The sequence below is a fragment of the Pseudomonas sp. GW531-T4 genome (assembly GCF_017349615.1).
Lineage (GTDB): Bacteria > Pseudomonadota > Gammaproteobacteria > Pseudomonadales > Pseudomonadaceae > Aquipseudomonas > Aquipseudomonas chlororaphis_I.
The window spans coordinates 1-13042 of the sequence record NZ_JACMZT010000077.1 but is presented as its reverse complement, the minus strand read 5'-3'; the positions used below and the strand labels follow the sequence as shown (position 1 = coordinate 13042).

Here is a 13042-nt window from a genome sequence, read left to right as displayed (position 1 = left end):
AGCTCCCTGTCTCTGTAAATTTCACCTTCTTACACACCTCCTTGTTCCCCGCCGAACAAACATCCTGCACCTTCACATAAGAAGCTCCGCCACCAAGGGCCGTCCCAATCCAACCACCCCACTTTAGAATCTTGGACGCCCGGGAAACACCTTCAATATGCGTTGCATACCCCGGTATCTGCCCTACCGCGCCCGCCTGGGTCCAGCGATGCACCAGACTACGGCTGGAAATCCCCAAGGCACTTTTCAGACTAGGGTGATCAGGAAAAGCAATGCTCATTTTTGTAATGGAGGTCAAGCTAGTGTCCAACTGTGCAAACAGCTTTCTCCTTTCACTGAAGAACTCAACGCTGCGCAAATGCCCATCCCGCAGAAAGAAGTTTTGATGAAGCGCTTCGATGTCCAGCAAGGTTCTTTTCAAGTTGTCCATATGGTTGCCCACAGCCGCCGAGCTAACACCTAGAGCAGTCGAGCCATAGGACAGTATCGATTCAACCTGTGCCCGGTGCTTGAGCATAAAGGCCGCTTCCTCATCACTCATGGACGCCAAGGCAGCACTGACCTTCTCCGCAGCTTCCATCAGCAACGCTTCTTCACGAGTACATAGGTTGTTATCGGGATGACTGAGCACAACGAGTTGCCCAGGTTTGGCAGGGCTCGCCAGTTGAGGATTGAGCCGACGGAATTTCTCCAGCACAGCCTCATTGGCTTGACCGAACAGCACTGTCTCCAGCGCCGCCCGGCTCATGGGCGTTTGCACAATATGAAAACCCGGTTCTACAAGGCGCTGCGTGTCCTGTACGGACAGCGGCGGTGAAACGATATCGCCGTGAGCAACGGTCAGGCCGCGCACCTGATCCCGCGGCACCGCATCGGCAAATTCGTTTTGCGGGTAGCCCTTATGAATAGCATCGGCCCAGCGCTGGGTATTGATCACCGCGGGCCCGATGTAATCGCTGTCGAGCGGGATGGTCGGTTGATTCCCGGAGCAGACCGTCCGCTGAGTAGCGATCAGGCGGTTGGCCCCGGTCGGGCAGCCGCACTGCACAAGGCCACCCTCCACCGCCGTGGCTTGGTGGTTATCCGCCCAGGTGTGATGGCCTTCGGCGATATAGCCCACCGTCTGGCACACCGGGCACCAGACCGGGTCGGCAATGCGGGCGACCCGTTGATCCACGACAAAGGTGGTGGCTGATCCGGCAATGACCTTGCCGCCTGTAGTGGTGGGATCACCTTCCCTGATAACAAAGGCCATGGCGTACGTTCCTGAGGAATGGGCCTCGAACGTAACGACGCGTATCAGGCTGCTGAATCAGGCGATCCTGAAAGCTGAAAAAAATCAGGTGCGGCCGCTGACGCTATCGCGGGCATCGAGCGTCGACCGGCCGCTCCTACAGAAGAAAATCGCGGCCTGCAACCATATTCCAAAAACCAGATCGCGGACTCAGGCTTGGCGGGCGCAAGCGCCCGATCGCAGCCTGCGGCAGCGGCTACAGGGTTCGCGCCCATAATCTCCGCGCATTATTGCAATCCCCGCAACAGCTCATTTCAAATGATAGCTAGCTAACTATCAACACTTCTGAGTACCCTTCCGACCTCCAGCCAAAAGCTGTCCGCAGGCCCTAGGCCGGCCATTGCGAGCCAACGGGCAGCCCCGACGCCCCTGATGAGGTCACCCATGGAACCAGGCAGTTATCAATTGAGCATGAGCGTGCTCATGACGCCCGACAAAGCCAATTTCTCCGGCAACGTGCACGGCGGCGCCCTGCTCAAGCTGCTCGACGAGGTGGCCTTCGCCTGCGCCAAGCGCTATGCCGGGCGCTATGTGGTCACGCTGTCGGTGGATCAGGTGATCTTCAAGGAGCCGATCCATGTCGGCGAACTGGTGACCTTCCTGGCCTCGGTCAATTACACCGGGCGCACCTCGATGGAAGTCGGGGTCAAGGTGATGACCGAGAACATCCACGAGCGCACGGTGCGCCATACCAACAGTTGCTACTTCACCATGGTCGCCGTCGACCCCGATGGACGCCCGCACCCGGTGCGCGCCTTCGTGCCGGAAACCGCTATCGAGAAACGCCGCTACGCCCAGGGCCTGCTGCGCAAACAACAGCGCCAGGAGCTGCAAGAGCGCTACCAACAGATCCGCAACTCGGACTGAGCCCGCCCTGCCTGCCCGCCGGAACCCATGTCTTGCGATTTGCCCAAGGAACGATCATGAAAATATCGCTGTTGAGTCGCTACGCGACCCTGACCCTTTGCCTTGCCCTGACCTTGTTCGGCCTGCTGTTCTGGCCCGCCAGCCTCTGGGGCCAGGGGCTGATTATCCTGGCCGGGGTGCTCAGCCTGGTCGGCTTCAATGACCTGCTGCAGAGCCATCACGCGGTGCGCCGCAACTACCCGATCATCGGCAATATCCGCTACCTGATCGAGTCGATTCGCCCGGAGATCCGCCAGTACCTGCTGGAAGGCGACGACGAGAAGCTGCCCTTCTCCCGCTCGCAACGTTCGATGGTCTACGCCCGCGCCAAGAACCAGCCCGCGGAAAAGGCCTTTGGCACCCTGGCCGACGTCTATCAGCCCGGCTTCGAGTTCATCAGCCATTCCATGGTCCCGGGCGATGCCTGCGACCCCAGCCAGTTCCGCGTGGTGGTCGGTGGGCCGGACTGCCTGCAGCCCTACAGCGCCTCGGTGTTCAACATCTCGGCCATGAGCTTTGGCGCGCTGAGCGCCAACGCCATCCGCGCCCTGAACAAAGGCGCCCGGCTCGGCGGCTTCGCCCATGACACCGGGGAAGGCAGCATCAGCCCCTATCACCAGGAGTTCGCCGGCGACCTGATCTGGGAAATCGGCAGCGGCTACTTCGGTTGCCGCACCCTGGACGGCCGTTTCGATGCCCAGCGCTTCTCCGAGCAGGCCAGCCATCCGCAGGTGAAGATGATCGAGATCAAACTCAGCCAGGGCGCCAAACCCGGCCATGGCGGCATCCTGCCCAAGCACAAGGTCACCGCCGAAATCGCCCAGACCCGTGGCGTGCAGATGGGCCATGACTGCGTGTCGCCGGCGCGGCATTCGGAGTTCAGCACGCCTATCCAGTTGCTGGAATTCATCGTCAAGCTGCGCAACCTGTCCGGTGGCAAGCCGGTGGGTTTCAAGTTCTGCGTGGGTCATCCCTGGGAGTTCATGGCGATCGTCAAGGCCATGCTCGAGACCGGCATCCAGCCGGACTTCATCGTGGTCGACGGCAAGGAAGGCGGCACCGGCGCCGCGCCCCGGGAGTTCACCGATAACATCGGCATGCCCATGCGCGAAGGCCTGCTGTTCGTCCATAACACCCTGGTCGGCGCCGGCCTGCGCTCGCAGATCAAGCTGGGCGCCAGCGGCAAGGTGATCAGCGCCTTCGACATCGCCAGCGTGCTGACCATCGGCGCCGACTGGGTCAACGCCGCGCGCGGTTTCATGTTCGCCATCGGCTGCATCCAGTCGCAAAGCTGCCACACCAACAAATGCCCCACCGGCGTCGCCACCCAGGACCCGCTGCGCCAGAAGGCGTTGCAGGTCACGGACAAGGCCGAGCGGGTGCACAACTTCCACCGCAACACCCTGGTCGCCCTCGGCGAGATGCTCAGCGCCGCCGGCCTCGACCACCCAGCGCAGCTGCAGGCCAAGCACCTGGTGCGGCGCATGACCACCACCGAGGTGCGGCTGTTCTCGCAGATCCATGTGTTCCTCGAACCCGGCGAACTGCTGCAACGGCCGATCAGTTCGGAGTTCTATGCACGCATGTGGAACATGGCCCAGGCCCATAGCTTTGCGCCGCTGGTTGTGGCTGCGCCGGCCAGGATTGAACGGCTGACGCCGGCTTAGTTTTTTGCATGACGCGGTGGCCGTTCGCGCTGGATGACGGGGGCAAGGTCCAGGGTTGAGGGGGCGGCCACTGACGTTATCGCGGGCAAGCCTCGCTCCTACAGGTGGCGATCAGGCCTGGCGAAAAAACTCCCCAGGCGTGGCATCGAACTGCTGGCGGAACGCCGCGATAAAGGCCGAGGTCGAGTCGTAGCCGCAGGCCAGCGCCACGTCCGTTACCCGCTCGCCTTGCTCCAGCGGTGTCAGCGCGCCCAGCAGGCGCAGGCGTTGGCGCCAGGCGCGGAAGGTCAGGCCGGTGTCCTGCAGGAACAGGCGGCTGAGGGTTTTCTCCGTCACGCCCAGCTTTTCGCCCCACTGCCCCAGGGTGGTCGGCTGGTCCGGGTGCGCTTGCAGGCTGCGGTAGATCTGCCGCAGGCGCGGGTCCTGGGGCAGCGGCAGCATCAGGTCCAGTTGCGGCGCGGCGGCCAGCTGGTCCAGCAGGACCTGGGCCAGGCGGCCGTCGGCGCCGTCTTCGGCGTATTCCACCGGCAGCTCGCTGAAGGCGCGGATCAATTCGCGCAGCAGGCTGCTCACCGCCAGCACCTGGCAGGTCGCGCCGGCCCAGGCGGTGACACGGCAATCCAGGTAGAGGCTGCGCATTTCGGTGCGCGGCGAGCTGAACACCTTGTGCGGCATGCCGGCCGGAATCCACACCGCCCGCTGCGGCGGGGCGACAAAACGCCCGGCGCTGGTCTGCACTTCCAGCACGCCCTGGATGGCGTAGGACAATTGCACCCAGGGATGGCTGTGGCGCCGGGTCAGCGCCCGATTGGGCAGGGATTCGGTGCGGCCGTACACCGGCCGCGGCAGGCTCGGCAGACCGGGAATACTGCGGCGGACGATCTTTTCATGTCCTTTAGGCGGCATTTACTGGCTCATTGGCGTTAGTCGGCAGTCCGTCATCACGTTAGAGTCGGTCCACCGCCCTGGCAACCCCTGGATGATCCCGTTATGAGTCGCTCACGTCTTTTGCCCGACAATTTCACCCTGACCCTGATCGGCGTGGTGCTGCTGGCCAGCTTCCTGCCGGCCAGCGGCCAGGTGGCGCTAGGCTTCGGCTGGCTGACCAACGCCGCCATCGCCCTGCTGTTCTTCCTCCACGGCGCCAAGCTGTCGCGCGAGGCAATCATTGCCGGGGCCGGCCACTGGCGCCTGCACCTGCTGATCTTCAGCCTGACCTTCGTGCTGTTCCCGATCCTCGGGCTGGCGCTCAAGCCACTGCTGTCGCCGCTGATCGGCAACGAGCTGTACCTGGGCATGCTCTACCTCTGCGCCCTGCCCGCCACCGTGCAGTCGGCGATTGCCTTCACCTCCCTGGCGCGGGGCAACGTGCCGGCGGCGATCTGCAGCGCCGCGGCGTCCAGCCTGTTCGGGATTTTCCTCACGCCGTTGCTGGTGACCCTGCTGCTGAATGTGCACGGCGATGCCGGCTCGACCCTGGATGCCATCATCAAGATCAGCGTGCAGTTGCTGCTGCCCTTCATCGCCGGGCAGATCGCCCGCCGCTGGATCGGTGCCTGGGTGGGCCGCAACAAGAACTGGCTGAAATTCGTCGACCAGGGTTCGATCCTGCTGGTGGTCTACGGCGCCTTCAGCGAGGCGGTGAACGAAGGCATCTGGCACCAGATCCCGTTGTGGAACCTGGCCGGGCTGGTGCTGGCCTGCGGCGTGCTGCTGGCGTTGGCGCTGCTGGCCTCCAGCCTGCTGAGCAAGCTCTTCGGTTTCAACCAGGAAGACCGCATCACCATCCTCTTCTGCGGTTCGAAGAAGAGCCTGGCCACCGGCGTGCCCATGGCCCAGGTGCTGTTCGCCGGCAGCACCATGGGCGTACTGATCCTGCCGCTGATGCTGTTCCACCAGATCCAGCTGATGGTCTGCGCGGTGCTGGCCCAGCGTTACGCCAAACGCCCCGAGTCGGTGCCGGAGCTGATGGCGCAGGTCGATCCCTGAGAGCCTGATGAACAACAGCCCCCCCCTGTAGGAGCGAGCTTGCTCGCGATAAATCGTCAACGAAAACGCGCTGCGCCTGACCGCCTCAACTTCGCGGATCGCGAGAGTGGCTCCCCCTACAGCCCCCTGTGACGGCGGTCAGTTGTGCTTCGGACCGCCTTTCCACGGCGCGTATCCCACCAGCACGTTGCCCCGCGCCAGCCCCTTGTCGCCCACCTTGAAGCCGGGCATCTGCCGCAGGTTCATCTACCTGCATTGCGCGGTGTCGACCGGCAGCGGCCAATCTGTAGAAGCATCAAGCGGTTACTCCTGGGGAAAGCCAGGGTTTGTGCTTTTGTCAGGGGCGGCAAGCCGATAGCATAGCGCCACTTTTTTTGCCGGTCGGCGATCTTACATGGAAGTTTTCATGCGTTTCTTGCTCGCGCTTTGTGCGTTGTCCCGCCTTGCTGGTTACAGCATCAGCCCCTTGTTCTCAGGGTCGTTAAAGACACCTGCAACCGCTTTTTTCAGCAGCGTGAAGGAGTAAATCAATGGCCGTTCCTCATGGGCGTTCGTTAGCGGATTTTTTGCCTTTAAAGCCTGCTGAACAGCTTCTTCTCAAGCACGCAGCGTTGGGAGGGATGACCGAAATTTCGACGCAGCGCCCCACAGATGCCACACCAAGCAATACCGTTCGAGCAGGCTTCCTGCGCTTCCTGATTCTGGGTGGTGACGATCTGAACCCCGTTCATGAACTCGGGGTGATGTTGAAGGGAGCGTTTATCGAAGGCGATCTGGAGCTCAGAGAAACCCAGATAAACGCGAGCATCACGCTAACCCATTGCGACCTGCAGAATCTGAGCCTGAGAGGCGCATCGGTAAGAGGCACCATCAATCTTGCCTACAGCCACTGTAAAAGTCTCAAAGCCAATCTGATGACGGTTTCAGGAGCGATGTACCTGGACCATCTAAAGTCCAGGGAAAGCATGAGCCTGCAGAAATCCAAGATTGGTGCGGCCTTGCTGTTGCGCGGCACTAGTCTGAATGGCCAGGGTGGCTATGCCTTGGTCGCCGACGGTCTGGTCGCTCACAGTGTCCATTTCGAAGAAAAGTTCATCGCGCTCGGCGAGGTCTGCCTGAACGGAGCGGTAATCAAAGGACAGCTCAATTGCCGGGACTGTAGTTTCAAGGCGACGGATGCGTCGGCACTGAGCGCCGACGGCATCACTGTCCAAGGGAATGTCTTTCTCACCACTGGGTTTCACTCTCAGGGGCCCGTTAGACTTTCAGGCGCCCGTATCCGGGGGCAACTCAGCCTCAAAGAGGCTCGTTTTGAAAGAAAGGACAAAGACGAGAACGGCAAAACACTAATCGCTCAAAGTGCCCATGTCGAGGGTGTCCTGATCATGACAAATCTGGCCCTCCCTCTTGATAACGCGACCCTCAGCAGCTCCCACGTGGGCACCCTGCACGATGACGCGAGCACTTGGGGCAAGGAAATTGGCCTCAATGGGTTCACTTACGACTTCCTGACAACCGAGGCTCCCTTGAGAGCCCAGGAACGCATTGACTGGCTCGATCGGCAGATACCTGCAAATACCGGGGCTGACGGGCTCAAAGGTTCGGCCAGCAAATTCCGCCCGCAACCCTGGCGTCACCTTCAGCACGTCCTCGAGGAAATGGGCCATGCGGAGGAAGCTCGCGAGGTAGGTATCGCGTTCGAAAAACGCTTGCGCAAAGTCGGCCTGATCGGCCAGGCACCCGCAGGCATTCCTCGCGGCCTGAGGTGGCTGTACCGCCTGCCAGCCTTGGGCCTGCATTCGCTCTATGGCCTTTTCACCGGTTTCGGCTACCGCCCCATGCGCCTGCTCTCCTGGTTCTTCGGCACCTGGCTGGTGTGCACCAGCGTCTACTGGTACGCCGCCGTCGAACACGAGGTCTTCGCCCCCAGCAACCCACTGGTATTCCAGAACGAGGCCTACGCCAGTTGTACCCCTGAATATGGCGATGCCTGGAAAGAGCAACACCCTAAGCAGGATCTGCCTTCCACCGTAGGCAACTGGTACACCTGCAAGGCCCTGCGCGGCGAATACACCGGCTTCAGCCCCGGCGCGTATTCGCTGGACATCCTGCTGTCGCTGGTCGATCTGCAGCAGGAAAAGGACTGGGGTCCGATCACCCCGACGCCCTTCCCCGGCTATTGGGATGAACTCAAGAACCTCGAATGGGGCCACGGCATCCGTCTGCTGATCTGGCTCGAAACCCTCATCGGCTGGGGCATCAGCCTGTTGCTGGTGGCGATCGTCTCCGGTCTGACTCGGCGCAAGGAATAAGCGTCTATACCTGCACGGGCCTCGAACGGGCCTGCTCGATACCCTTCACGGTTCAAACAAGGAAGCTTCACATGAGCGCCATCGGCAATTTTCTCTGGTTTATCCTCGGCGGCATTTTCATGGGCCTGTGCTGGTGGCTGTGGGGCATCCTGGCCTTTATCAGCATCGTCGGCATTCCCTGGGGCCGGGCCTGTTTCGTCATCGGCACCTTCTCGTTCTTTCCGTTCGGCAAGGAGGCGATCAGCCGGCGCGAGCTGAACAACAAGGACGATATCGGCACCAGCGGCCTGGGGGTGATCGGCAACGTGCTCTGGTTCGTGTTCGGCGGTATCTGGCTGGCGCTGGGGCATGTGATGTCGGCGCTGCTGTGCTTTATCACCATCATCGGCATTCCTTTCGGCATCCAGCACCTGAAGCTGGCGGGCATCGCCCTGGCGCCGATCGGCAAGACCATCGTGCGCAAGGAAGTGGCCGCCGCGGCGCGCACCTTCAATGCCCAGGATGCGGCGCTGAAACAGCGTCAGCCAGGCTGAAGCCCAGGCGCGGAGGCCTCGTCGAGGCCTCCGCCGCTGCGCATGCCGGCCGGCATGCTCCCCACGCTTGCGCACTCCGACCGCCCTCAAGCTCGCAACCTGATCGCCAACACCACGTCACCTTGAAACAAGCCGCACCACGACCTTGAAGGACGCCCACAGCGGCGCCCGCCGCAGTTGGACAAGTCCCACGCCCACTGCTTTCATTCAGCCCCGGGACCCTGCGCAGTCCGCGCTCGCCAGGAGGCTTGTCGCCCCCGCCCACCCGTTCACGCCCAAGGCCCGCAATGCTCAAGACCATTGAAGCGCAAGTGCTGAAACAGGCCACGCCGCCGGCCCTCAAGGCCGAGTTCGCCCAGTACGACTTCGAGCGGCTGCACGGTTTCTGCCTGCTGATCTACGTCGCCAGCATCAGCATCTGGCTGCTGTTCAACCTGATCGTCAGCTTCCCCGGCAAGCAGGGCTTCACCCTGTACTCGATGGCGTTCCTGGCCGCGCTCGCGATCAACGCGATCGTGCTGGCCTTCACCAAAAAGGTCCGGCACTTCCAGTGGCTCAACCTGGTCTTCGTGCTGATCATCGGCGCGGGCATCCGCCTGGTGATCGAAGGCATGCCGCTGGAGCTGCGCCCCGACTGGCTGATCATCGGCGCCTCGAGCATGCTCTACAGTGCCTCGGTGCTGCCCCTGCGCCGCTGGTCGTTCTTCGCCACCGTCGTGCTGACCTGGGTGGTGCTCGACCCGTTCATCATGACCCAGACCTCGGTGCTGGAACTCAAGGGCGCCATGCTGCTGATCTACGCGCTGTTTCTCACCGCCCTGACCCTCTACAGCTTCATCAAGCTACGCCAGGCCAAGCTGCACACCTACATCATGTCCAAGCTGTTGCTGGAACAGGCCTACAACGACACCCTGACCGGCATCCCCAACCGCCGCTCGTTCATGGCCCGTGCCAGCGAACAACTGGCGGCGCAACCCCGGGAGCATGACCACTACCTGGCGATGATCGACGTCGACAATTTCAAGAAAATCAACGACCTGTACGGCCACGACAGCGGCGACGAAGTGCTCAAGCAGGTGGCCGCGGACATCAGCACGGTCATGGCCGGTTTCGACTACGCGCGCCTGGGCGGCGAGGAGTTCGCCATCTACCTGTGCGGCGTGCGCCGCAGCGACGTGGAGCAACTGGCCGAACGCCTGTGCCAGGTGGTGCGCCAAGCGCCGGCCCGCCACCCAGTGACCATCAGCATCGGCCTGGCCCGGGTCGAGGACAGCGACAGCCTGAACCAGGCGCTGGTCAAGGCGGACAAGGCGCTGTACCAGTCCAAGCACACGGGCAAGGATCGTTACACCTTTCACCCGTGACGGCTGCGGCAACGCACCGGCGCGACCCGCCGGGCAAATAAGATAAACTGCCGCCCTCTCTTGATCAGGCGCCCCCGTCATGCCCGCAGAGCACGCCCCCAAGCCCTATACCCTCCTGGCGATCGACGACGACCCGCAGTCGTTGATCGTGCTCTCGAAAACCCTGACCACCGAATATGAAGTGCTGCTGGCGAAGAACAGCGAGCGCGGCCTGGCCCTGGCCCGCAGCGCCAGCCCCGACCTGATCATCCTCGACATCCTGATGCCCGAGATGGACGGTTTCCAGGTGCTCAGCGAACTCAAGCGCCACCCGGCGACCGCCGCCATCCCGGTGATTTTCCTGACCTCGCGCAGCAGCGTCGAAGACGAACGCCTGGGCCTGCTGCTCGGCGCCGCCGACTACATCGCCAAGCCGATCTCGCCACCGGTGGTGCTGGCCCGGGTGGCGACGCAACTGGGCTACCGCGACAAGCCCCTGCACAGCCCGCAACCGGCGGCCGAACCCTCGGCCGGCAGCGACATGCGCGACGGCTTCATCGGCGCCCTGGCCTTGCAGCTGGCCGGCAACCCGCAGATCCGCCTCGAGGCGCTGCTCGATACCCTGTCGATCCTGCTCGACAGCGGCGTGACCCAGAGCGACCCCGCGGCGTTTCGCAGCGCCGCCTGCCTGGCCCTGATGGGCCTCAACCAGCCCGGCAGCGGCATCGGCCAGGCCCTGGCCCACAGCCGGGTGCTGATCGAGGAGATTCTCGCCCACGCCGACCCGGAAGACCGCATCCTCAACCTCGCCTGGAAAATCACCCATGCCGAGGCGCTGCTCCAGGGCGACCGCAGCCCGGCAAGCCTCGATCTGCCGTTCTCGACCCGTCTGTTCGCCCTGGCGCTGAACTACCACCTGAGCCTGCTGCAACCCGGCGACGACCTTGCCGGCCGGCATGCCCAGGCCATGGCGCAGATGTATCAACAGCCGGGGTTCGAGCAATGCATCGCCTGCGGCCCGGCGTCGCTCTCGGCGGCCTTGCTGAGTTCGTCACAGAGCTTTTTCGGCCTTTGAACGGACAGTGAGCCTTGCCCATGCCTAACCTCGCTGACCTGGAACTGTTCGTGCTGATTGCCGAGCTGCAGGGCCTGTCGCCCGCGGCGCGCATCATGTCGATCACCCCGGCCGCCGCCAGCCTGGCGCTCAAGCGCCTGGAAAACCGTCTCGGCGTGCGCCTGTTCACCCGCTCCACCCGCACCATGAAACTCACCCCCGAGGGCGTGCGTTACCTGGAAAGCGCGCAGCACGCCCTGAAGATCCTGGCCAACGGCAAACGCTCATTGACCCACGACGACGGCATGCTGGAGCTCACGGTGTCTTCCGACCTGGGCCGCAACCTGCTGCTGGACCTGCTCACCCGGCTCAAGCAGCAACGGCCGCGCCTGTACATCAAGCTGGCCCTGAGCGACAAGGAAGAGGACCTGCTCAAGGGCCGCTTCGACGCGGCGCTGCGCTATGGCAAAAGCCTGGCGCTGGACCTGGTGGAGCTGCCGGTGCTCAAGCAGCACCACTTCATCGCCTGCGCCGCGCCCGGCTACCTGGCCGAACATGGCACGCCCGAATCGCCGGAACAGCTGAGCGAGCACGAATGCATCATCTGCCACAGCATTGGTCGGCCGGAGAGTCGCTGGCGTTTCCATGCGCCGGGCCAGATCGAGGACGTGCGGGTGCAGGGGCACTTCTGCTGCGACGATGGCGATGCCGCGCGGCGCTGGGCGCTGGCCGGCCATGGCGTGGTCTATCTGCCGCTGTTGAACGTGGTCGAAGACCTGCTCGCCGGGCGCCTGCTGCCCCTGCTCCCCGGCTGGCAGGCCGACGCCGCGCCGCTGAACCTGGTGGTGTCGCACCGTTCGCAAATCACCGAGTCGCTGCGGGCCTTGCACCAGTGCCTGGTGGAGCACTGCACGGACCGCATGGCGCGCTACCTCGAGCTGACCCGGGCAACGCGCTAACCCTGGGCCGCGCGCAAGTCGACCAGCAGCTCATAGGCCTGCTGGAACTCCAGCCGGTAGATCCGCTCCTGAATGGCCCGCAGGGCGCTGCAACGGCTTTGCTCGCACAGCTCATCGACCAGCGCCAGGGCCTGCGCATTATGGTTGCGCAGCAGCTTGGCCAGCCGCTCCAGCTTCAGCACCTGCTCACTGCCCAGCGCCTCGCTCTCCCGGCCCTGGGGCCCGGCACCCGCCGCAGGCAAACACACCAGGCCGGCCAGCAGCGGCTCCAGGCACTGCGCCAGCTGGCGGATCAAGGGCGCAAGATCGGCCTGCCCGGCGCACTGCTCCTCCAGTTGCCGGGCCGCCTGCCTGACCGCCGTGGCGCCGATGTTGCCGGCCGCGCCCTGCAGGCTGTGGGCCAGAAAGCCGATGGCCTGCAGGTCCTCGGCGGCATGGGCCCGCCACAGGCGCTCGATGAGCCCTTGCTGCCCATCGCAAAAGTCCGCCAGCAGTTTGTGGTGCAGCACCAGGTCCTGGTTCACCACCGCCAGCCCGAGCGCCGAGTCGATGCCCGGGTAGGCTGGCGCTGAAACACCGTTGGGCAGGCTTGCCGCAATCGCCCCCGCGGGCAGTTCCAGGTGCTTGATCCAGCGCACCAAAGTCCGATAGAACGCCGTGACTTCCAGCGGCTTGCTGATCAGGTCGCTCATGCCGGCGGCCAGCACCCGGCCCTGGACATCGGCCTGGCTGCTGGCGGTCACCGCGATGATCGGCAGCGAGCGCAGGTGCGTATAACCGCGGATCTTGCGCGTGGTGCCGTAGCCGTCCATGACCGGCATCTGGCAATCCATCAGCACACCGTCGAAACGACCGTCCCCGAGCAACCGCTGCAAGGCCTCGGCGCCGTTGGCGGCCAGCACCACCCGGACCCCGGCGCGCTGCAACAGGCCCTGCAACACATCCTGGTTCAGCCGGTTGTCCTCGACCACCAGCACCCGCGTCC

The 13042-nt window shown here is 63.5% G+C and carries 11 protein-coding genes; 8 read left to right on the top strand and 3 right to left on the bottom strand.

The features are described from left to right. A partial coding sequence (locus J4D28_RS30055; protein ID WP_207246517.1) for a PAAR domain-containing protein occupies nt 1–1255 on the bottom strand: 1255 nt, incomplete at its 3' end. Nucleotides 1256–1678: 423 nt separating this feature from the next. On the opposite strand from J4D28_RS30055, the gene J4D28_RS30050 reads away from it, so the two are divergent. Further along, on the top strand, nt 1679–2161 hold the full coding sequence (locus J4D28_RS30050) for an acyl-CoA thioesterase (RefSeq protein ID WP_009049637.1): 483 nt from the start codon (nt 1679–1681) through the stop codon (nt 2159–2161). 56 nt (nt 2162–2217) lie between these two features. Then, nucleotides 2218–3867, top strand: a complete 1650-nt coding sequence (locus tag J4D28_RS30045) for an FMN-binding glutamate synthase family protein (RefSeq protein WP_038633462.1) — start codon at nt 2218–2220, stop codon at nt 3865–3867. 111 nt (nt 3868–3978) lie between these two features. On the opposite strand, the gene J4D28_RS30040 is transcribed toward J4D28_RS30045, so the two are convergent. Continuing rightward, a complete protein-coding gene (locus J4D28_RS30040; protein WP_009049639.1) occupies nt 3979–4773 on the bottom strand; it encodes a helix-turn-helix transcriptional regulator in 795 nt (264 codons plus the stop codon). A gap of 84 nt (nt 4774–4857) precedes the next feature. On the opposite strand from J4D28_RS30040, the gene J4D28_RS30035 reads away from it, so the two are divergent. The 6 genes from J4D28_RS30035 to J4D28_RS30010 all read left to right on the top strand — a co-directional run bounded on the left by J4D28_RS30035 (nt 4858) and on the right by J4D28_RS30010 (nt 12057). Continuing rightward, nucleotides 4858–5856: a bile acid:sodium symporter family protein gene (locus J4D28_RS30035; protein ID WP_016705320.1), complete on the top strand. Its 999-nt coding sequence runs from the start codon at nt 4858–4860 to the stop codon at nt 5854–5856. 530 nt (nt 5857–6386) lie between these two features. Next, nucleotides 6387–8168: a hypothetical protein gene (locus tag J4D28_RS30030; protein ID WP_103331324.1), complete on the top strand. Its 1782-nt coding sequence runs from the start codon at nt 6387–6389 to the stop codon at nt 8166–8168. A gap of 71 nt (nt 8169–8239) precedes the next feature. Further along, nucleotides 8240–8701, top strand: a complete 462-nt coding sequence (locus tag J4D28_RS30025; protein WP_009049642.1) for a YccF domain-containing protein — start codon at nt 8240–8242, stop codon at nt 8699–8701. Between the two features lie 287 nt (nt 8702–8988). Continuing rightward, complete coding sequence (locus tag J4D28_RS30020) at nt 8989–10065, top strand: GGDEF domain-containing protein (RefSeq protein WP_016705323.1); 1077 nt, start codon at nt 8989–8991, stop codon at nt 10063–10065. 79 nt (nt 10066–10144) lie between these two features. Next, nucleotides 10145–11119 carry a two-component system response regulator gene (locus tag J4D28_RS30015; RefSeq protein ID WP_103331323.1) on the top strand — a complete coding sequence of 325 codons (975 nt, stop codon included), beginning with the start codon at nt 10145–10147 and terminating at the stop codon, nt 11117–11119. Between the two features lie 20 nt (nt 11120–11139). Continuing rightward, entirely contained in the window at nt 11140–12057 is a 918-nt protein-coding gene (locus J4D28_RS30010) for a LysR family transcriptional regulator (RefSeq protein ID WP_041986078.1), read from the top strand. Here J4D28_RS30010 and J4D28_RS30005 read toward each other — a convergent pair. Then, nucleotides 12054–13042 (bottom strand): hybrid sensor histidine kinase/response regulator (locus J4D28_RS30005; RefSeq protein WP_207246516.1); only part of this gene is annotated, 989 nt, incomplete at its 5' end. The two genes, J4D28_RS30010 and J4D28_RS30005, sit on opposite strands and share 4 nt — an antisense overlap.